The sequence below is a fragment of the Nocardioides maradonensis genome (assembly GCF_054777115.1).
The window spans coordinates 234,134-254,563 of the sequence record NZ_BAAHAZ010000008.1; the positions used below are offsets into that span (position 1 = coordinate 234,134).

At 72.4% G+C, this 20,430-nt stretch carries 19 protein-coding genes; 11 read left to right on the top strand and 8 right to left on the bottom strand.

Features of this window, described 5'->3' with window-relative positions; genetic code table 11:
* Positions 1-13 precede the first annotated feature (13 nt).
* Genes fahA through hisC form a run of 5 tightly spaced genes read right to left on the bottom strand, consistent with a single transcriptional unit; the run spans position 14 to position 5,580 of the window.
* Entirely contained in the window at positions 14-1,192 is a 1,179-nt protein-coding gene (fahA, locus tag ACYVAQ_RS11930; protein ID WP_460789704.1) for a fumarylacetoacetase, read from the bottom strand.
* Positions 1,189-2,037 carry a hypothetical protein gene (locus ACYVAQ_RS11935; protein ID WP_460789706.1) on the bottom strand — a complete coding sequence of 283 codons (849 nt, stop codon included), beginning with the start codon at positions 2,035-2,037 and terminating at the stop codon, positions 1,189-1,191. Before ACYVAQ_RS11935 ends, fahA begins: the two co-directional genes overlap by 4 nt.
* Positions 2,034-3,233 carry a homogentisate 1,2-dioxygenase domain-containing protein gene (locus ACYVAQ_RS11940; protein ID WP_460789708.1) on the bottom strand — a complete coding sequence of 400 codons (1,200 nt, stop codon included), beginning with the start codon at positions 3,231-3,233 and terminating at the stop codon, positions 2,034-2,036. The genes ACYVAQ_RS11935 and ACYVAQ_RS11940 overlap by 4 nt, the downstream gene beginning before the upstream one ends.
* A 38-nt stretch (positions 3,234-3,271) precedes the next feature.
* On the bottom strand, positions 3,272-4,477 hold the full coding sequence (gene hppD, locus ACYVAQ_RS11945; RefSeq protein WP_460789710.1) for a 4-hydroxyphenylpyruvate dioxygenase: 1,206 nt from the start codon (positions 4,475-4,477) through the stop codon (positions 3,272-3,274).
* Complete coding sequence (hisC, locus tag ACYVAQ_RS11950) at positions 4,477-5,580, bottom strand: histidinol-phosphate transaminase (RefSeq protein ID WP_460789712.1); 1,104 nt, start codon at positions 5,578-5,580, stop codon at positions 4,477-4,479. The genes hppD and hisC overlap by 1 nt, the downstream gene beginning before the upstream one ends.
* Before the next feature lie 100 nt (positions 5,581-5,680).
* On the opposite strand from hisC, the gene ACYVAQ_RS11955 reads away from it, so the two are divergent.
* Both ACYVAQ_RS11955 and ACYVAQ_RS11960 read left to right on the top strand, forming a co-directional pair.
* Positions 5,681-6,154 carry an Lrp/AsnC family transcriptional regulator gene (locus tag ACYVAQ_RS11955; RefSeq protein WP_460789714.1) on the top strand — a complete coding sequence of 158 codons (474 nt, stop codon included), beginning with the start codon at positions 5,681-5,683 and terminating at the stop codon, positions 6,152-6,154.
* Between the two features lie 7 nt (positions 6,155-6,161).
* On the top strand, positions 6,162-7,370 hold the full coding sequence (locus ACYVAQ_RS11960; protein ID WP_460789716.1) for an amidohydrolase: 1,209 nt from the start codon (positions 6,162-6,164) through the stop codon (positions 7,368-7,370).
* 4 nt (positions 7,371-7,374) lie between these two features.
* On the opposite strand, the gene ACYVAQ_RS11965 is transcribed toward ACYVAQ_RS11960, so the two are convergent.
* Both ACYVAQ_RS11965 and ACYVAQ_RS11970 read right to left on the bottom strand, forming a co-directional pair.
* Positions 7,375-8,031: a response regulator gene (locus tag ACYVAQ_RS11965; RefSeq protein ID WP_460789718.1), complete on the bottom strand. Its 657-nt coding sequence runs from the start codon at positions 8,029-8,031 to the stop codon at positions 7,375-7,377.
* On the bottom strand, positions 8,022-9,158 hold the full coding sequence (locus ACYVAQ_RS11970; RefSeq protein WP_460789720.1) for a sensor histidine kinase: 1,137 nt from the start codon (positions 9,156-9,158) through the stop codon (positions 8,022-8,024). The genes ACYVAQ_RS11965 and ACYVAQ_RS11970 overlap by 10 nt, the downstream gene beginning before the upstream one ends.
* 131 nt (positions 9,159-9,289) lie before the next feature.
* On the opposite strand from ACYVAQ_RS11970, the gene ACYVAQ_RS11975 reads away from it, so the two are divergent.
* The 4 genes from ACYVAQ_RS11975 (at position 9,290) to ACYVAQ_RS11990 (ending at position 12,117) form a co-directional block, all read left to right on the top strand.
* Entirely contained in the window at positions 9,290-9,601 is a 312-nt protein-coding gene (locus ACYVAQ_RS11975; protein WP_460789721.1) for a hypothetical protein, read from the top strand.
* Positions 9,602-9,632: 31 nt separating this feature from the next.
* The gene (locus ACYVAQ_RS11980) at positions 9,633-10,337 is read left to right on the top strand and encodes a hypothetical protein (protein WP_460789723.1); all 705 of its coding nucleotides are present in this window, start codon (positions 9,633-9,635) and stop codon (positions 10,335-10,337) included.
* A gap of 236 nt (positions 10,338-10,573) precedes the next feature.
* Entirely contained in the window at positions 10,574-11,773 is a 1,200-nt protein-coding gene (locus tag ACYVAQ_RS11985; protein ID WP_460789725.1) for an HNH endonuclease signature motif containing protein, read from the top strand.
* Between the two features lie 68 nt (positions 11,774-11,841).
* A complete protein-coding gene (locus tag ACYVAQ_RS11990; protein WP_460789727.1) occupies positions 11,842-12,117 on the top strand; it encodes a hypothetical protein in 276 nt (91 codons plus the stop codon).
* Between the two features lie 238 nt (positions 12,118-12,355).
* Here the strand turns inward: ACYVAQ_RS11990 and ACYVAQ_RS11995 are convergent, their stop codons facing one another.
* The gene (locus ACYVAQ_RS11995) at positions 12,356-13,102 is read right to left on the bottom strand and encodes an IclR family transcriptional regulator (RefSeq protein ID WP_460789728.1); all 747 of its coding nucleotides are present in this window, start codon (positions 13,100-13,102) and stop codon (positions 12,356-12,358) included.
* Between the two features lie 126 nt (positions 13,103-13,228).
* On the opposite strand from ACYVAQ_RS11995, the gene hutH reads away from it, so the two are divergent.
* From hutH to hutI, 5 genes are read left to right on the top strand one after another with little or no spacing between them, the layout of a single operon-like run.
* Positions 13,229-14,776 (top strand): histidine ammonia-lyase, encoded by a 1,548-nt coding sequence (hutH, locus tag ACYVAQ_RS12000; RefSeq protein WP_460789731.1) that lies wholly within the window; start codon positions 13,229-13,231, stop codon positions 14,774-14,776.
* Entirely contained in the window at positions 14,773-16,446 is a 1,674-nt protein-coding gene (hutU, locus tag ACYVAQ_RS12005) for a urocanate hydratase (RefSeq protein ID WP_460789733.1), read from the top strand. Before hutH ends, hutU begins: the two co-directional genes overlap by 4 nt.
* Before the next feature lie 4 nt (positions 16,447-16,450).
* Positions 16,451-17,650 carry an allantoate amidohydrolase gene (locus ACYVAQ_RS12010; protein WP_460789735.1) on the top strand — a complete coding sequence of 400 codons (1,200 nt, stop codon included), beginning with the start codon at positions 16,451-16,453 and terminating at the stop codon, positions 17,648-17,650.
* Positions 17,647-19,017, top strand: a complete 1,371-nt coding sequence (locus ACYVAQ_RS12015; protein WP_460789737.1) for a formimidoylglutamate deiminase — start codon at positions 17,647-17,649, stop codon at positions 19,015-19,017. Before ACYVAQ_RS12010 ends, ACYVAQ_RS12015 begins: the two co-directional genes overlap by 4 nt.
* Positions 19,014-20,210, top strand: a complete 1,197-nt coding sequence (gene hutI, locus ACYVAQ_RS12020) for an imidazolonepropionase (protein ID WP_460789739.1) — start codon at positions 19,014-19,016, stop codon at positions 20,208-20,210. Before ACYVAQ_RS12015 ends, hutI begins: the two co-directional genes overlap by 4 nt.
* The last annotated feature ends 220 nt before the right edge of the window (positions 20,211-20,430 follow it).

The following is a 20,430-nucleotide window of genomic DNA, read 5'->3' on the forward strand; positions in this document are numbered from 1 at the left end:
CATGAGGAGGGGCTCACTTTCGACGGGACGGTACGACGCGCCCCGTCGCCTCGCCGAACCCGAGCCGGGTCCCGGCCGCGCCGGGTGCCGTCGCCGTGATGGTGACGACGTCCCCGTCCTCGAGGAACGTCCGCTCCTCGCCGCCCACGACGACCGGCTCGGCGCCACCCCAGGTGAGCTCGATGAAGGCCCCGCGCTGGCCCTTCTCCGGCCCGGAGATCGTGCCCGAGGCGAACAGGTCGCCGGTGCGCGTCGGGGCGCCGTTGACGGTGAGGTGGGCGAGCATCTGGGCGGGCGACCAGTACATGGCAGCGTACGGCGGGCGCGCGACCACCTCGCCGTTCCACGCGACCTCGAGGTCGACGTCCAGGCCCCACGGCCGGTCGAGGTCGAGGTAGGTCTGGACGGCCGGCTCCTGGCGCGGGGTGGCGACGCGCGCGGCGTCGAGGGCGGCCATCGGCACCACCCACGGCGACACCGTGGAGGCGAAGGACTTGCCGAGGTTGGGGCCGAGCGGAACGTACTCCCAGGCCTGGATGTCGCGGGCGGACCAGTCGTTGAACAGCACGACGCCGAACAGGTGCTCGTCGGCCTCGCCGACCGGGATCGGCTCCCCCATCGGGTTGCCGGTGCCGACCACGAAGCCGAGCTCGGCCTCGATGTCGAGCCGCGCGGAGGGCCCGAAGCGCCCTTCGCCGAGCTGGCCGCTGGGCCGGACCACGTCCGTGCCGCTGACCACGATCGAGGCGGACCGGCCGTGGTAGCCGACCGGCAGGTGCTTCCAGTTCGGCATCAGCGGGCTCGGGCTGTCCGGTCGGAAGAGCCGGCCGAGGTTCGAGGCGTGGTGCTCGGAGGCGTAGAAGTCCACGTAGTCGGCGACCTCGAACGGCAGGTGCATCGTCACGTCGGCGAGCGCGTGCACAGCCTCGCCCGGTACGTCGCCGACGACCGCCTCCGCGATGCGCGACCGCACCTCGGCCCACCGAGCGGACCCCTGCGCCATGAACGGGTTGAGCGTCTCCGCCCCGAGGACCGCGTCCGCACCGGACTCGCCGAGCAGGCGTCCGAGGTCGACGACGTGGTCGCCGTACCGGACGACGAGGCGACGCGGGCCGGGGCCGACGGACGCGACGCCGTACGGGAGGTTCGTGAGGCCGAAAAGCGAGTCGGGGGCGACGGACAGCCGCGTCACCGCAGCGCCGCCTGGATGACCCGGTGGTCGGCCGGCAGGAGGCCGAGCGCCACCAGCTCCTCGACAGGGTCGGCGATGCTGCAGGTGCCGAAGGACAGGAAGGTGGCGCGGAGCCGCGGGTCGAGCAGCCGGGCGCGGTGGGCGACCGTGGCGGGGTCGCGCTCGGCGAGGAGGTCGGCCACTGCCGGCACCTCGGCACCGTGCAACGCGGCGTCGGTGGCGACCATCAGGTTCAGGAAGCCGTGCTGGTCGAAGCCGGTCACCGGGTCGGTGTTGCGGATCGCGTGGTGCAGCCCGGCCGTCGCCTTGAAGGGAACGCCCGCACGCACCAGCGCGACGACCGAGCCGGCGAGCTCCTCGCACGACGGGTAGAGCTCGGCCACCACGCCGCCGGTCCGCAGCTTGGCGCGCATGGTCGTGCCGGCCAGCGCGGCGATGTAGTCGTCGCGACGGTCGTCCCGCGGCACCTCGACGTACGCCGTGACCGGGCGCTCGGCCAGCAGCGACCGGAGCTGGCCGACCACCATGTCGGCGCTGCGTGCCGGCGGCGGGACGGCCTCGACGGCGCCCAGCCGGACCGCCGCGATCCGGTCGGTGGCGCCGACGACCTGGCAGACCGACGCCACCGGCAGGGTGACGCTGACCCGCACCGAGCGGGGCGGCAGCCCGGCGACCTCGGCCGCCAGGTCCTCGAGGTCCTGCGCGGCCACCACGAAGCTCCCCACCAGCGCCTCGTACGCCGAGGAGCGGTGCGCCAGGTGGGCGACCACCGCCTCGGGCATGTCGAGGTCTGCGGGCGGGAAGAGCGCCGCGTCGTCGAGGAGTCCGTCGAAGAGCCGGCTCATCGCTCGCCTCCCGACCAGGAGTAGGCGTAGACCCCGTCGTCCGAGGCGAGTGCCGCCTCCCCCAGCCCGAGCGGCCGGAAGGTGTCGACCATGACCGCGAGCTCGTCGACCTGCTGCACACCGATCGAGCGCTCGTAGGCGCCCGGCTGCGGGCCGTGCGGGTGACCGCCCGGGTGCAGGCTGATCGAGCCCTGGCCGATGCCCGAGCCCTTGCGCGCCTCGTAGTCGCCGCCGCAGTAGAACATCACCTCGTCGGAGTCGACGTTGGAGTGGTAGTACGGCACCGGGATCGACAGCTCGTGGTAGTCGACCTTGCGCGGCACGAAGTTGCAGATCACGAAGTTGAACCCCTCGAACACCTGGTGGACCGGCGGCGGCTGGTGGACCTTGCCAGTGATCGGCATGAAGTCGCGGACGTTGAAGGCGTACGGGTACAGGCAGCCGTCCCAGCCGACCAGGTCGAACGGGTGCTGCGGCAGCGTGTGCACGGTGCCGCCGATGCCGCCGGGCAGGCCCGGGACGCGGTGCTTGATGTAGACCTCGACGTCCTGCTCGTCCACCACGCGCGGGTCGGTGGGCATCCGCAGATCACGCTCGCAGTACGGCGCGTGCTCCAGCAGCTGGCCGTGCTTGGAGAGGTACTGCCGGGCCGGGCCGATGTGGCTGTTGCCCTCGACCACGTAGAGCCGCACCGCACCGTCCGGCACCACCCGGTAGGTCGTCGCCCGCGGCACGACGACGTAGTCGCCGTCGCCCACCGCGAGGTCGCCGAAGATCGTCTCGACGGTGGCCGACCCCGCCTCGACGTACAGGCACTCGTCCCCGATCGCGTTGCGGTAGTACGGGCTGACGGCATCGGCGACGACGTACCCGATGCGCACGTCACCATTCCCGAGCAGCAGCCGGCGACCGGTCACCGCGTCGACACCGGCACCTGCCGTCGGCTCCGGGAAGAGCTTGTGGGTCGAGAGGTGCCGCGCGGTGAGCGGGTGGTTGGGCACCAGCGTCTGGTCCGGCAGCTCCCACGCGCGGTAGGCGACCACGGCCGAGGGGATGTGGCGGTGGTAGAGCAGCGAGGAGTCCGACGAGAACCCCTCCTCGCCCATCAGCTCCTCGTAGTACAGCGTCCCGTCCGGCGCGCGGTGCTGCGTGTGGCGCTTCGGCGGGATGGTCCCGACGGCCCGGTAGTACGGCATCTGCTCGCTCCCCTGATCAGCCCTGGTCAGCCCCCTCGTCAGAGGTTGCCACGCTTCTCCTGCTCGCGCTCGATGGCTTCGAAGAGAGCCTTGAAGTTTCCCTTGCCGAAGCCGAGGGACCCGTGCCGCTCGATGAGCTCGAAGAACACGGTGGGCCGATCGCCGATCGGCTTGGTGAAGATCTGCAGCAGGTAGCCGTCCTCGTCGCGGTCGACGAGGATGCCCCGCTTCTGCAGCTCCTCGATCGGGACCCGCACCTCGCCGATCCGGGCGCGCAGCTCGGGGTCCTCGTAGTAGGAGTCCGGCGTGTTGAGGAACTCGACGCCGTTGGCGCGCAGGGCGTCGACGGTGGCGAGGATGTCGCCGGTCGCGAGCGCGAGGTGCTGGGCACCCGGGCCGCGGTAGAACTCCAGGTACTCGTCGATCTGGCTCTTCTTCTTCGCGATCGCCGGCTCGTTGAGCGGGAACTTCACCCGGTGGTTGCCGTTCGCGACGACCTTCGACATCAGCGCGGAGTAGTCCGTGGCGATGTCGTCGCCGATGAACTCGGCCATGTTGGTGAAGCCCATGACCCGGTTGTAGAACTCGACCCACTCGTCCATGTGGCCGAGCTCGACGTTGCCCACGACGTGGTCGAGGGCCTGGAAGAGGCGCTTCGGCTCCCCCTCACGCTTGACGTACGTCGCGGTACGGGCCTCGTAGCCGGGCAGGTAGACGCCGGTGTACCGGCTGCGGTCGACGAGGGTGTGCCGGGTCTCGCCGTACGTCGCGATCGCGGCGACCCGCACGGTGCCGTGCTCGTCGGAGACGTCGTGCGGCTCCTCGAGGATCGTGGCGCCGGCGCGGCGGGCCTGGTCGATGCACTTGTCGACGTCGGGGACCTCGAGCGCGATGTCGGTGACCCCGTCGCCGTGGCGGCGGTGGTGGTCGGCGAGCGGGCTGTCGGGGTCGACCGCGCCGTTGAGCACGAACCGGATCGAACCGCTCTTGAGCACGAACGACTTGTGGTCGCGGTTGCCGGTCTCGGGGCCGGAGTAGGCGATCAGCTCCATGCCCCACGCCGACTGGAAGTAGTGGGCGCTCTGGGTCGCGTTGCCGACGCAGAACACGAGCGCGTCCCAGCCGGTCACGGGGAACGGGTCGTTGTCGGCGTCGTACTCCACCAGGCCGACGAGCTGCTTGAGGGTGTCCAGGTCCAGCTCGGCGAGGCGCTCCTCGTCGGTGAGGGTCTGGTCGATGGTCATCAGGACTCCGTTCCGTGGGGGGTTCCGTGGGGGGTGAGGGTGGAGAGGACGGTGAGCACGCGGTCGTTGGCCGGCGCGTCGGCGACGGTCACCCGGACGCCGTCGCCCGGGTAGTGCCGGACGAGCACGTCGGCGGCGTCGAAGGTGGCCACCAGCTGGTCGCCTCGGGCGACGTCGCACGGGAGCCAGAAGAAGTTTCCGCCGGACGGCGTGAGCCGCCAGCCCTGCTCGGCGAGCGCGGTGAGCACGCGGCGCCGCTCGCCGACGACGGTGTCGACCCGGTGCTGGACCTCCTCGGCGGCGTCCAGCGACGCGATCGCGGCCGCCTGGGCGAGGTCGGTGACCGCGAAGGTCAGCATCGTGCGACGCAGCGCCTCGGCGGTCTCCGGGTGGGCGACGGCGTAGCCGACCCGCAGCGCCGCCAGCCCGTGCGCCTTGGAGAAGGTGCGGACCAGGCAGACGTTGGGATGACGGCGGTAGAGGGCGGGACCGTCGAAGCCGGAGTCGTCGTACTCGACGTACGCCTCGTCGAGCACGACCAGGACGTGGGCGGGGACCCGCGCGAGGAAGTGTTCGACGTCCTCGTTGCGCAGGGTGGCTCCGGTGGGGTTGTTCGGCGTGCACAGCAGGACGACGCGGGTGCGGTCGGTGACCGCGGCCGCCATCGCGTCCAGGTCGTGCTCCTGCTCCGCGTCGAGGGGTACGCCGACGGGCACCGCACCGGCCAGCCGGCTCAGCAGCGGGTAGGCCTCGAAGGAGCGCCAGGCGTGCACGACTTCGTCGCCCGGCTCGCAGTACGCGGTGAGCACCTGCTGCAGGACCGCGCTGCTGCCCGGGCCGACGGCGACCTCGTCGACCGTGACCCCGACGTGGGCGGCGATCCGCTCGCGGAGCGCGAGGGCGGACGGGTCCGGGTAGCGGTTGAGGCGCAGCGCCGCCACCGCGACGGCGGCGCGCACGCTCGGGATCGGGTCGAAGGGGTTCTCGTTGGAGGCCAGTGGGGCGACCTGGGGGCCGGTGGCGCGGCGCCCGGCGACGTACGCCGGCAGCGCGCGGACCGCCGCGCGGGCGGCCGGGGCGTGGAGATCGGTGGTCGCGGTCACGCCTCCACCGTTGCTCGGTTGTGCAACTGTTGCAAGCAATCGCAGACGTGCTTGTCATTTCTGCGGTCGTCGTGCGTGACCATGCGCAAGAATGACAAGCATGATCGACCTCGACGCCCTGGACGCGAAGATCGTCCTCGCCCTCGACGACGACCCCGACACGGCACTGCTCACGGTGGCGCACCGACTCGGCGTCTCGCGGAACACGGTGAACGCGCGGTTGAAGCGGATGGAGGCGGCCGGGCTGTTCCTCGGCTTCAGCCAGCGGCTGTCGCTGTCGGTCCTCGGTCACCCGCTGCTGGCCTTCATGTCGCTGGAGATCGCGCAGGACCACGGCGACCGCGCCACTGCGGGCCTCGAGCAGATCCCCGAGGTGGTCGAGGTGCACGCCACGACCGGCGACGCCGACCTGCTCGTGATGATCGCCGCGCGCGACGCCGACGACCTCTACCGGGTGACCAACGAGATCCTGGACATCCCCGGCATCACCCGCTCGAGCACCGCCATCTCGCTGTCGCAGCGGATGCCCCGGCGTACCCGTGCCCTCGTGGAGCGCATCGCCGAGGGTGGATAGTCGTCGCGTGAACCTCAGCGAGCTGTACCAGGACCTGCACGCCCACCCGGAGCTCTCCTTCGCCGAGACGCGGACCGCCGGGATCGTCGCCGCCCAGCTGGACGCCTTGGGTGTCGACGTCACCACCGGCGTCGGCCTGACCGGCGTGGTCGGCGTGCTGCGCAACGGCGAGGGGCCGGTGGTCGGGCTGCGGGCGGACATGGACGCCCTGCCCGTCGAGGAGAAGACCGGGCTGCCCTACGCGAGCACGGTGCGGACGGTGGACCCCGACGGCGTCGAGGTCCCGGTGATGCACGCCTGCGGTCACGACGTCCACGTCACCTGCCTGCTCGGGGCGTTCGAGGAGCTGGTCGCCTCGCGGGACACCTGGTCGGGCACGGTCGTCGGGTACTTCCAGCCATCGGAGGAGAACGGCGCCGGAGCCGCGGCGATGGTGGCCGACGGGCTGGCCGACCGCTTCCCGCGGCCCTCGGTGGTGCTCGGCCAGCACGTCGCGCCACTGCCCGCCGGGATGCTCTCGGTGCACGCCGGCCCCGCGATGGCCGGCGCCGACAACATCACGGTGACCCTGTACGGCGCGGGCGGGCACGGCTCGCGCCCGGAGGCGACCGTCGACCCGGTGGTGGCCGCCGCCGCGCTGGTGGTCAGGTTGCAGACCGTGGTGGCGCGCGAGGTCGCCGCGGCCGACCGCGTGGTCGTCACCGTCGGCGCGATCCAGGCCGGCACGAAGCACAACATCATCCCGGACACGGCCACGCTCAAGCTCACGGTGCGCACCGCCGAGCCGGCGGTGCGCGTGCGCGTCCTCGCAGCGGTCGAGCGCATCATCCGCGCCGAGGCGGTGGCGGCCGGCATGACCCGGGAGCCGACGATCGAGTACGTCGAGTCGCTGCCCGTCCTCGTCAACGACCCCGACACGACCGAGCGCACCCGCGCCGCCCTCACCGAGGTCCTCGGCGAGTCGGCCGTCATCGACTTCGGCGCCGTCACCGGCAGCGAGGACGTGGGCCGGCTCGCCGACGGCCTGGGCGCGCCCTGCTGCTACTGGCTGCTGGGAGGCGGCGACCCGGAGGTCGTGCTGCCCGCCCTGGCGAGTGGCGACATCGACTCCATCCCGTCCAACCACTCCCCGCTGTTCGCCCCGGTCATCCAGCCGACGCTGTCGACCGGCGTGCGGGCGTTGGTGACCGCCGCGCGGTGCTGGCTCGGGGCCTGAGCACTCAGGCCGAGCCGCGCGCCTGGTAGACGAGCAGGGCGACCTGGACCCGGTTCTCCGCGCCGGTCTTGGCGAGGATCCTCGACACGTGCGTCTTCACCGTGGCCTCCCCCAGGAACAGCGCCTCGCCGATGCTCGCGTTGGACAGCCCGTCGGCCACGGCATCCGCGACGGCGCGCTCCCGCTCGGTGAGGGTGACCAGCCGCCGGCGCGCCTCGTTGGCCCGCGCATCGGCGGCACCATCGCTGAGCCGGCGGACCAGGTTCTCGGTGACGGAGGCCGAGAAGATCGACTCACCGCCGGCGACGAGGTGGATCGCACGGGTGAGCTCCCGCGGGGCGGTGTCCTTGAGCAGGTAGCCGCGGGCGCCGGCCTCGAGGGCGTCCAGGACGTAGGAGTCCAGGTGGAAGGTGGTCAGGACCAGCACCATCGGCACCGGGTCGAGCCGCTGCAGCCGGCGGGTCGCCTCGACGCCGTCGAGGACCGGCATCTGCAGGTCCATCAGCACGACGTCGGGACGCAGCTCGCGCGCCGCGGTCAGCGCCTCGGCTCCGTCGGCCGCCTCTCCGACCAGCTCCAGCTCGGGGTCGCTCGAGAGCACGAGCTGCAGGCCGCGGCGTACCAGCGCGTCGTCGTCGACGACGAGGACCCTCACCGCCACGGGAGCCTCGCCTCCAGGGTGTAGCTCCCGGCGCCGTCGGGGCCGTGACGCAGGCTGCCGCCCGCCAGGCTCGCCCGCTCGGCCAACCCGATAAGCCCGGTGCCGGTGCCCGGTACGCCGAGGCTGCGCCCGCCGCACCCGTTCACGACCACGACCCTCGCCTCGTCGGCGTCGCGCCGGACCGTGACCCGCACCGGCGCCCCGGGCGCGTGCTTGCGCGCGTTGGTGAGGCCCTCCTGGACGATCCGGTACACGTCGCGACCGAGGCCCGGCGGGCCCGGCGTACCGATGCCGAGGTCGAGGACGACGTCCTGGCCCGCGGACCGCGCGTCGCGCACCAGGTCCTCCAGGCGGTCGAAGCCGGGCTGCTCGAGGGAGCGGGGCTCGTCCTCGCGGAGGATGCCGATCGCGACGCGCAGCTCGTCGAGCGCGTCCACGGCGGACGACCGGATGAGCGCCGCGGCGGCGCGCACCTCGTCCGCATCCTGACCCGGTGCGACCTCCAGGCCGCCCGCGTGCAGGGCGACCAACGAGATCCGGTGGGCGACGACGTCGTGCATCTCCCGGGCGATCCGGGTGCGCTCGGTGGAGCGGATGTGCTCCTCGCGCAGGACCTTCTCGGCCTCCGCCCGCTCGGCGCGCTCCCGGTAGACCTCGACGAGCGCGCGCTGGGACTGGATGAGCGCGCCCCACGCGGTGACGGCCGCCGTGATCGCGACGTTGACGGTGAGGGTCAGCGGGAGGCCCTGGTTGCCCGGGTAGAGCAGCCAGAACAGCCAGCCGGCGAGGACGTCGGCGGCCGCGACGGCGATCGCCGTCGGGAGGGGGCGGTACCTCGCGACGAAGTACAGCCCGACCATGTTGGCCACACCGGCCGACGCGACCAGAGCGGCCACGGCCGCCAGCACGAGCGCCACGGCGACGGGTGCCCGTCGGCTCAGCAGGAGGGCGCCGCAGGCGACGGCGCCGACGGCGATGTCCGCCCAGCGCCAGCCGCCGTGAGGGCCGGCCTCCAGGACGGCGTACAGCAGGACGAGCCCGCCGGCGTACGACGCGAGCACCAGCGCGGCCGAACGGATGCCCTGCTGCCACCGGGCAGGGGCCGGTTCCGGTGCCACGAGATCCACGCGCCCGACTCTAGGCGGGAACCCGGTGGGACCGAGTCCACCTTTCGTCGGACCCCGCGTCCGACGGAGGTCGTGCGGGTTCACCGGTTCGCCGGACGCGGGGCGGACCGCGCGGCTCGAGGCTGGAGTGCATGAAGACATCGACTCCTCCTCCCGCCCCGTCCATGATCCAGAGCCTCGGCCAGGAGCTCCTCGGCCCCGTCCGTGCTCCCCGCGGGAGCCTCCGGCACCGGCTCCTCACCGCGCGTTCGGTCGTCACGTACGCCGGTCTGCTGCTCACGCTCGTCCAGGTCGTCGTCTGGCTGCTGATCGGGGTGTTCTCGGGCTCGCTCGACACTCCCTGGTTCCTCTGGACCACGGTCCCGGCGGCCGCGCTCGTCGCCGCCCTCACCGCGACCGCCCACTGGCACCGCTGGTGGACCGCGCAGCCCATCGACCGCTGACCCGCCCCTCCCCACCGCAAGGAGAACGACCATGACCAGCACCGCCCCTACCGCCACCGGCTCGTCCCGCTCCGCCCTGACCTCCCGCACCTCCCGCACCTCCCGCACCGATCGCCTCGTCACCGGGTGGGCCGCCGTCGCCGGCGGCGCCCTCTCCCTGGTGATGGTCGCGCTCTACTTCGTCTACTCGGGGCCGCCGCCCGAGTCGAACGTGCTCAGTCGCAACCTGATCACCCTCGCGACCTTCACGGCCTTCCTCGTCTTCGCCGTCGGACTCGGCCGCCTGCTGCGCACCGGTGGCGGTGATGTCGGGTTGGCGGGCGAGCTCGCCACCACGGCACTCCGCGCCTACGTCACCGTCACCCTGGTCGCCACCTCACTGGAGGTGGGTACGTCGCTGCAGCACCCCGACGGCTCGCTCGACCCCACCGTCGACGGCCCCCTCGCCGCGGGGATGGTGCTGCTGCACGGGCCGATCGCCCGCGTCCTCGTGGCCGTGTTCCTCCTCGGGCTCGCCACCGCGCCCACCGCTTCCCGGCTGTTCTCCGCGCGGGTCCGCCGGGGCAGCATCGCCCTCGCCGCGCTCAACCTTGCGATGATCCCGTCGCTCTTCTTCGGGATGAACGCGGCGAGGTTCTACGCCAGCAACGGGTGGGGCTCGGTCGCCACGATGGGCGCCATCAACGTGATCTGGTTCGGCGTGCTCGGCCGGTCGGTGCTCCGCAGCGAGCGGTGATGCCGATGGTTGGGAGCGCGCCTCGGGGTCGGTGGCGGGCGGCCGCACCTTAGCCCGTCGTCCCCCGACGACGGGCATGACGGCGCGGAGTCGGCCCGGGCTTCGCCCGCGTCGCCGCTTCGCGGCCGCCACAAAACCTGCTCTGACCTGGGAAAACTCTTGTGGAAACACTCGATAATCTGTTCGATCACTGGTATCATCGACGGTAGTAGACCAGCTTCATCTCGGGAGTGTCGATGACCGCGGAACAGGTGCCCTGCCACCCGATCCTCCGCTGCGCCCGAGCCCTCGAGAAGGCTCTGATGTCGGTCGCCGAGATGCCGGCCGACTACCTCCGCACCCGCGACAAGGAAGAAGCCCTCCTCACCCTGGCGCGGGTCAAGGCCGAGACCGCCGAGCTCGAGCTCCGCCTGCTCGCCGCTGCCACTGATGTGGCCGAAGAACACGCCGCCCGCGACGCCGGGACCTGGCTGGCTCACGCGACACGGGTAACGGCCCCGGTCGCCCGCGGCGACCTCCGATTGGCCGAAGCACTCGAGGCCCACCCCCTCACCGCAGCAGCCATGCGGACCGGGTCGGTCAACACCGCCCAGGCACGGGTCATCATCCGGTCGGTCGACAAGCTGTCGGACACCGTTGACGAGCTCACCAAGGCCCGGGCTGAGAAGCAGCTCATCGAGTACGCGGCCACCTACGACGCCCGAGACCTCCAAGTTCTCGGCACCAAGATCCTCGAAGTCGTCGCCCCCCACATCGCCGAAGCCGAGCTCGGCAAGCAGCTGGAACGTGAGGAGCAGGCCGCAGCCGACAAGTGCTCCCTCAAGCTGCAGCACCGCGGTGACGGGACCACGAAGATCACCGCACTCGTGCCGGACTCGATCGCGGATCGGCTCACGACCTACGTCGACGCCGAGGACTCACCCCGCGTCACCAAGTCCAGGTCGCGTGGTGAGGCGTTCTGCCGACTCCTCGAAACCCTCGACCCGAAACGACTGCCCGACCACGGCGGCGACGCCACCACGGTGATGGTCACCATCGACTACGACAACCTGGTCAACCAGGTCGGCTCCGCGATGCTCGGCACCACCGTCATCTCGGCCAGTGAAGCCCGTCGGCTCGCCTGTACCGCGAGGATCATCCCCGTCGTGTTGGGCGGGAAGGCCGAACCCCTCGACGTCGGTCGGTCCCGCCGGTTCCACACCCCACCGATCCGCAAAGCCATGCGGCTACGCGACAAGCGATGCCGGGCCGAGGGGTGCTCGATCCCCGCAGCCTGGTGTGAAGCGCATCATCTGAAGCCCTGGTCGGAAGGCGGCCACACCAACCTCGCCGACGGAGTCCTCCTCTGCTCCCATCACCACCACCGAGCCCACGACACCCGCTACGAGATGACCAAGCTGACCTCCGGCGACTACCGCTTCCACCGCCGCACGTAGGCCGGGACATAGTCCCGATTCTCTTCGTCCTCCCTCGCCCGCCGCCGACGCTCCTTAGCGTTCGCGCCATGTCCCCACGCATCACTGCCGCCATCGCCGCGGCCACCGTCTCCATTTCGCTCGTGTCCGTGGCCGGCCAGGCCGACGCGGCGACGTACTTCTCGTCGTGCACGAAGCTTGCACACGTCTGGCTGCACGGCGTCGCGAAGTCGGCTGCAGCCGCCCAACGGCAGGTCAACCAGGGCTACGGCCGCCCGGCATCGGGTCCGCGTGCTCGCGCTGTCTACTGGGCGAACTACCGCAACCTGGACCGCGACCGCGACGGAACCGCCTGCGAGCGCTGACGACAGCATCTGGCGGCCGCGAAGCGGCGGCGCGGGCGAAGCCCGTGCCGTTGCCGCGCCGTCCAGCCGACCGGTCAGGACCCGCAGTCAAGGATCGCGAAGCGACCGCGCAGCGGCGCCGAAGGCGTCCTTGACGGCGGGGACCGGTCGGCTACGGTGCGGCCGCCCCACAGCGACCGGAGGACGGCCGGTCTCGTGGCGGATGCCGCGCAACCTCCTCGACCACCGGAGGCGGCACCTAACCCCGCGCCCCGAGCCGCTGGGAGAGCTGGCGGGCGACCTGGGCGATCAGGGCGGCGGACGGGTCGGTGGCGTCGGAGGGGTAGGTGACGGCGATGCCGGCGACCGGGTGGTCGTTGTGGTCGAGGACCGGGACGGCGATGCTGCGCAGGCCGGAGGTGACCTCGCCGTCCTCGAGGGCGTAGCCGCGGCGGCGGGTGTCGGCGAGCACGGCCCGCAGGGCGGTGGGCGACTGCGGGCCGCTGCCGGTGCGATCGACGAAGGCGTCCTTGTCGGGGTAGAGCGCGCGGACCTGGCTGGCGGACAGGCCGGCCAGGATGGCGCGGCCGCTGGCGGTGAGGTGCGCGGGCAACCGGACGCCGACGTCGGTCACGAGCGGCGGCCGGCCGGGCGCGCGCTCCTCGACGACGTACAGGACGTCGCGGCCGTGCAGGACCGCCAGGTGGGCGCTCTGCCCGATCCGGTCGACGAGCTGCGCGAGCGGGCGGCGGGCGATCCGCTGGAGCGGCGCCTGACGCGCGTAGCCGCTGCCGACCTCGAAGGCGCTGACCCCGAGCCCGTAGCGGCGCTCGTCGGCCAGGTGGACGACGAATCCCTCGTCGATCATCGCGTTGACCAGGTGGTACGTCGTGCTCCGCGGCAGCTCGCAGGCACGCATGATCGCCTCCAGCGGGACCGGGTCGGCCTGCGAGGAGAGGAACCGCAGGACCCGCAACGCGCGGGTGGCGGCCGGGACTTGGCTCATGCCTCGACGATCCCACATCCGCAGAACCCTCGTCTCGTATCCGAGACGCCCAACAGTCTCAGATACGAGACGCAAGGGTCTTGACGGTGGTGGCGCAAGACCCCCTCGGAGGGCTCCAATGGAGACATGGCAGAACACGTAGTCGTCGGCACCGGAGCCGTCTCGATGGAGGACGTCGTCGCGGTCGCCCGCCACGGCGCCGCGGTCACCCTCAGCGACGAGGCGCTCGTCGCGATCGACAAGGCACGCGCGGTCGTCGACGACCTCGCGGTGTCCCCGACGCCGGCGTACGGCGTCTCCACGGGGTTCGGCGCCCTCGCCACCCGGCACATCCCCACCGAGATGCGCGCCCAGCTGCAGCGCTCCCTGGTCCGCTCGCACGCGGCCGGCTCCGGCCCCGAGGTCGAGCGCGAGGTCGTCCGCGCCCTCATGCTGCTGCGGCTCTCGACCCTGGCCACCGGCCACACCGGCGTACGCCGGGAGACCGCGGAGCTGATGGCCGCGCTGCTCACCCACGGCATCACGCCGGTGGTGCACGAGTACGGCTCGCTCGGCTGCTCCGGCGACCTCGCCCCGCTCGCCCACTGCGCTCTCGCGTTGATGGGCGAGGGCCCGGTCCGGACCGCCGACGGCGAGCTGACCGACGCCGCCACCGCTCTCGCGGCCGCCGGCCTCACCCCGGTCCAGCTGCAGGAGAAGGAGGGCCTCGCCCTCATCAACGGCACCGACGGCATGCTGGGCATGCTCGTCCTCGCGATCCACGACCTCACCGACCTGCTCCAGGTCGCGGACATCTCGGCGGCCATGTCGGTCGAGGGCCAGCTCGGCACCGACCGGGTCTTCGCCCCCGAGCTGCAGGCCATCCGCCCGCACCCCGGGCAGGCGGCCTCCGCGGCCAACCTCACCGCGATCCTCAAGGACTCCGGCGTCGTCGCCTCGCACCGCGGCCCCGACTGCAACCGGGTCCAGGACGCCTACTCCCTGCGCTGCTCGCCGCAGGTCCACGGCGGCGTGCGCGACACCGTCGCCCACGCGGCCACGGTCGCCTCGCGTGAGCTCGCCTCCGCCGTCGACAACCCGGTCGTGCTCGCCGACGAGGGTCGCGTCGAGTCCAACGGCAACTTCCACGGCGCGCCCGTGGCCTACGTGCTCGACTTCCTCGCGATCGTGACGGCCGACCTGGCGTCGATCGCGGAGCGTCGTACCGACCGCTTCCTGGACAAGGCCCGTAACCACGGCCTGCCGCCCTTCCTCGCCGACGACCCGGGCGTCGACTCGGGCCTGATGATCGCGCAGTACACCCAGGCCGCGATCGTGTCGGAGCTCAAGCGCCTCGCCAACCCGGCCAGCGTCGACTCGATCCCGAGCAGCGCGATGCAGGAGGACCACGTCTCGATGGGCTGGTCGTCCGCTCGCAAGCTGCGCCGCGCCGTCGACGGCCTGACCCGCGTCCTCGCCATCGAGGTGATGACCGCGGCCCGAGCCCTGGACCTCCGGGCTCCCCTCACCCCCAGCCCGGCCACCGGTGCCGTCGTGGCGCTGCTGCGCGAGGCCGGCGTCGGCGCCCCCGGCACCGACCGCTTCCTCGCCCCGGAGATCGACACCGCCTACCAGCTCGTCGCCGGCCGCCGCGTCACCGCGGCCGTCGCGAACGTGATCGGAGAACTCGCATGACCACCACCTCGAGCAGCAACCCCCGCCTGCCCATCCACGCCGCCACCGGCACCGAGCTGACCGCGAAGTCGTGGCAGACCGAGGCGCCGCTGCGGATGCTGATGAACAACCTCGACCCCGAGAACGCCGAGCGTCCCGAGGACCTCGTCGTGTACGGCGGCACGGGCAAGGCCGCCCGCAGCTGGGAGGCGTACGACGCCCTCGTCCGCACCCTGCGCGACCTCGAGGACGACGAGACCATGCTCGTCCAGAGCGGCAAGCCGGTCGGCGTGTGGAAGACCAACAAGTGGGCGCCCCGCGTCCTCATCGCCAACTCCAACCTGGTCGGCGACTGGGCCAACTGGGAGGAGTTCCGCCGGCTCGAGGAGCTCGGCCTGACCATGTACGGCCAGATGACGGCCGGCTCGTGGATCTACATCGGCACCCAGGGCATCCTGCAGGGCACCTTCGAGACGTTCGCGGCCGTCGCCGACAAGCGCTTCAACGGCACCCTCGCCGGCACCATCACGCTCACCGCCGGTCTCGGCGGCATGGGCGGCGCCCAGCCGCTCGCGGTCACCATGAACGACGGCGTCGCGATCTGCGTCGACGTCGACCAGAGCCGGATCACCCGCCGCATCGAGCACCGCTACCTCGACGTCCAGGCGGACTCCCTGGAGCACGCGCTCGAGCTCGCCGTGAAGGCACGCGACGAGCGCAAGGGCCTGAGCATCGGCCTGCTCGGCAACGCCGCCGAGATCTTCCCGCAGCTGCTGGAGATGAAGGCGCCGATCGACATCGTCACCGACCAGACGTCGGCGCACGACCCGCTGTCCTACCTCCCGGTGGGTGTGCCCTTCGAGGAGTGGCACCAGGCCGCCGAGCGCGACCCGGCCGGCTTCACCAAGGACGCCCAGGCCTCGATGGCCGCGCACGTCCGCGCGATGGTGGAATTCCAGGACGCCGGCGCCGAGGTGTTCGACTACGGCAACTCGATCCGTGACGAGGCGCGCAAGGGCGGCTATGACCGCGCGTTCGAGTTCCCTGGCTTCGTGCCGGCGTACATCCGTCCGCTGTTCTGCGAGGGCAAGGGCCCCTTCCGCTGGGCCGCCCTGTCCGGCGACCCGGCCGACATCGCCGCCACCGACAAGGCGATCCTCGAGCTGTTCCCCGACAACGAGCGGCTGCACAAGTGGATCGGCATGGCGCAGGAGCGCGTCCACTACCAGGGCCTGCCGGCGCGCATCTGCTGGCTGGGCTTCAAGGAGCGGCACCTGGCCGGCCTGAAGTTCAACGAGATGGTCAAGAACGGTGAGCTGAAGGCGCCGATCGTCATCGGCCGTGACCACCTCGACTGCGGGTCGGTCGCGTCGCCGTACCGCGAGACCGAGGCCATGCTCGACGGCTCCGACGCGATCGCCGACTGGCCGCTGCTCAACGCGATGACCGCGGTCGCCTCCGGCGCCACCTGGGTGTCGCTGCACCACGGTGGCGGCGTCGGCATGGGCCGCTCGATCCACTCCGGCCAGGTGTGTGTCGCCGACGGCACCGAGCTCGCGGCCGCCAAGATCGAGGCCGTGCTGACCAACGACCCGGGCATGGGCGTCATCCGCCATGTCGACGCCGGGTACGACCGCGCGATCGAGGTCGCCGCCGAGCGCGGCGTCCGGATCCCGATGCAGGAGGGCTGATCCCGTGACCCAGGTTGCCGACTTCGAGCAGATGTGGCGCGACCTCGTGCCCATCGGACGCTCGGCGTCCTCCGGCGGGTACTTCCGCCAGCCGTGGCACGCGGCCGAGCTCGAGCTCCGTGCGTGGTTCCGCGACGCGGCCACCGCGCGCGGGCTCGAGATCGAGGAGGACCCGTTCGGCAACCTGGTCGCGTGGTGGGGGCCGGCGAGCGAATTCGCCGCGACCCGCAAGGTGCTCACGGGCTCCCACCTGGACAGCGTCCTCGACGGCGGTGCGTACGACGGACCGCTCGGTGTCGTGTCGTCCTTCGCCGCGCTGGACCTGATGCGCTCGCGCGGTGTCACGCCGACCCGCCGGCTCGGTGTCGCCGCCTTCGTCGAGGAGGAGGGCTCCCGCTTCGGCCGGGCCTGCCTGGGCTCCCGGCTGGCCGTCGGTGCCACGCAGTGGGCCGACGCGGCCGAGCTCACCGACCGCGAGGGCGTCCGCCTCGGCGACGTCATCGAGGGCGGCACCTCGACCCTCCTGGAGGGTGTCGGCACCTACGTCGAGCTCCACGTGGAGCAGGGCCGTGGGCTGATCGACCTCGACGCCCCGGTGGGTGTGCACAGCGCGATCTGGCCGCACGGCCGCTACCGCTACGACATCGCCGGTCGCGCCGACCACGCGGGCACCACCCGCATGGAGGACCGCGTCGACCCGATGCTCACCTTCGCGATGACCGCGCTGGCCGCCAACAAGCAGGCCCGGCTGCAGGGCCAGCGAGCCACCTTCGGCCGGCTCGACGTGCGCCCCAACGGCACCAACGCCGTGCCGTCCCACGTGACCGCCTGGCTCGACGCCCGCGCCGAGTCCGACGCGGCGCTCGCGTCGCTGGTCGGCGAGATCGAGCGGCAGGCCACCGAGCGGGCGGGGCGCGACGGCACCAGCGTCACGGTCACGGCCGAGTCCGTGAGCGGCGAGGTCGCGTTCGACGCAGCTCTGCGTGACGAGCTGGCCGCGCGCCTCGGCGGCGTACCGATCCTGCCGACCCAGGCCGGCCACGACGCCGGCATCCTGCAGGACGCCGGCATCCCGACGGCGATGCTGTTCGTCCGCAACCCGTCGGGGGTCTCGCACTCGCCGTACGAGACCGCCGAGATGGCCGACTGCCTCGCGGGCGTCGACGCGCTGGCGGAGTCGCTGACCGGGCTGGTGACCGCATGACCGCCTACCTGCTCGAGCACGCGTGGGTCGAGGGCGCGGTCCACGACGACGTCCTGGTCGAGGTCGTCGACGGCCGGTTCACACGGGTCGAGGTGGCGGAGGTTTCCTCACGCTTGTCGGGTGTTGCAACGGCCGACAAGCGCGGGAATCACCGGTCGACCGGTGATTCCTGCACACGCCTGCCGGGCCTCACCCTGCCCGGCCTGGCGAACACCCACAGCCACGCGTTCCACCGCGCCCTGCGCGGCCGCACCCAGACCGACCGCGGCACGTTCTGGACCTGGCGGGACCAGATGTACGCCGTGGCCGGGCGCCTCGACCCGGACTCCTACTACGAGCTCGCGCGGGCGACGTACGCCGAGATGGTGGCCGCCGGGTTCACCTCGGTGGGCGAGTTCCACTACCTGCACCACCAGCCCGACGGCACGCCGTACGACGAAGCGAACGCCATGGGCCACGCGCTCCTCGCGGCGGCCCGCGACGCCGGGATCCGGATCACGCTGCTCGACACGCTCTACCTCTCGAGCGGCTTCGGCGCGGCACCCGAAGGCGTGCAGCGGCGCTTCTCAGACGGCTCGGGCGGCGCCTGGCAGGACCGGGTGGCCGCGTTGGCCGACGGCTGCTCCTTCCCACACGCCGTCATCGGCGTCGCCGCCCACTCGGTGCGAGCCGTGCCCGCCGACGAGCTCAAGGCGCTGGTCCCCCACGCCGAGTCCGGGACTCCCCTGCACGTGCACCTGTCCGAGCAGGTCAAGGAGAACGCGGACTGCGTGGCGGCGTACGGCGTCACCCCGACCCGCCTGCTCGCCGACCACGGCCTGCTCGGCCCGATGACGAGCGCGGTCCACGCGACCCACCTGACCGACGAGGACGTGCGGCTGCTCGGCGACGCGCGGGCGTTCGCGTCGTTCTGCCCGACCACCGAGCGCGACCTGGGCGACGGCATCGGTGCGAGCCTGCCGTTGCGCGAGGCCGGAGCACGGCTCACGATCGGCTCCGACAGCCACGCCGTCATCGACCCGTTCGAGGAGATGCGCGCTGTCGAGCTCGACGAGCGGCTGGCGTCGCAGGCGCGCGGCCACTGGAGCGCTGCCGAGCTCCTCACGGCGGGCACGGTCGACGGCCAGGCGAGCCTCGGGTACGCCGACGCCGGCTCTATCGCCGTCGGGCAGCGCGCCGACCTGGTGACAATCGACGTCGCCTCGGCCCGCACCGCGGGCACCGGACGCGACGAGCACACCGCGGTCTTCGCGGCCGGCCCCGCCGACGTACGGCAGGTCGTCGTCGACGGCGTGGTCCGCTTCGACGGCGACCACGCGGAGGTGGGCCGCCGGCTCGCCGAGACCATCGAGGAGATCTGGCGATGACCACGACGCTGCTCACCAACATCAGCGAGCTGGTCACCAATGACCCTGGCGCCGAGGACCTGCTGGGAGTCCGGCGCGACGCCGCCGTCGTGATCGACGAGGACCGGATCGCGTGGGTGGGTGCTGCGTCCGACGCCCCGGCCGCCGACCTGGTGGTCGACGCGGGCGGGCGCGCGGTCATCCCGGGCTTCGTGGACAGCCACAGCCACCTGGTGTTCGCCGGCGACCGGGCCGAGGAGTTCCGCGCCCGGATGGCCGGCGAGTCCTACTCCGCCGGCGGCATCCGCACGACGGTCGCCGCGACCCGCGCCGCCTCCGACGACGAGCTCTCGGCGCGGATCGGCCGGCTGGTCCGAGAGATGCGCGCGCAGGGCACCACCACGCTGGAGATCAAGTCCGGCTACGGGCTCAGCGTCGAGGACGAGGCCCGCTCGCTGCGCCTCGCGCAGGCGTTCACCTCCGAGACGACGTTCCTCGGTGCGCACGTCGTACCTCCCGAGTACGCCGAGGACCCGGTCGGCTACGTCGCGCTGGTCACCGGCCCGATGCTCGAGGCCGCGGCCCCGCACGCGAAGTGGATCGACGCGTTCTGCGAGCGCGGGGCGTTCGACGCCGACCAGGCGCGCGAGGTGCTGCAGGCCGGCGAAGCCGTCGGGCTGCGCGGCCGGCTGCACGCCAACCAGCTCGGTGAGGGTCCCGGGGTCCAGCTCGCCGCCGAGCTCGGCCTGGTCGCCGTGGACCACTGCACCTATCTCTCCGACGACGACGTGCACGCGCTGCGCGAGAGCGGCACCATCGCCACGCTGCTGCCCGGCGTCGAGTTCTCGACGCGCCAGCCCTATCCGTCGGGACGGCGCTTGCTCGACGCCGGCGTACGCGTCGCGCTGGCGTCGGACTGCAACCCGGGCTCGTGCTTCACCAGCTCGCTGCCGTTCTGCATCGCGGTCGCGGTCAGGGACATGGGCATGACACCGGCCGAGGCCGTGTGGGCTGCCACTGCCGGCGGCGCGGCCGCGCTGGACCGCACCGACGTCGGCACCATCGTCGAGGGCGGCCGTGCCGACCTGGTCCTCCTCGACGCGCCGAGCCACGTGCACCTGGCCTATCGTCCCGGCGTACCGCTGGTGAACGACGTGTGGGCCGCTGGCATCCGCACGAACGGCACGCTGTGCTCGCCGCGGCCGCTCCCCTGACCCTCCTCCCTCCACCTCCCCACCCGCGGCTCCGCCGCCCGCACCGAAGGAACCACCGTGACCGCCCTGCTCACGACGGGCGCTCCGCCCGTCGCGCCCTCCCCCGCTCGCAGCGTCCTGGATGACGCGCACGAGCAGCTGGCCCAGGCCGTGGAGGTCCTCGGCCTGTCCCCCTCGGTCCACGCGATGCTGGCCCAGCCCCGCCGCGAAGTCTCCGTCA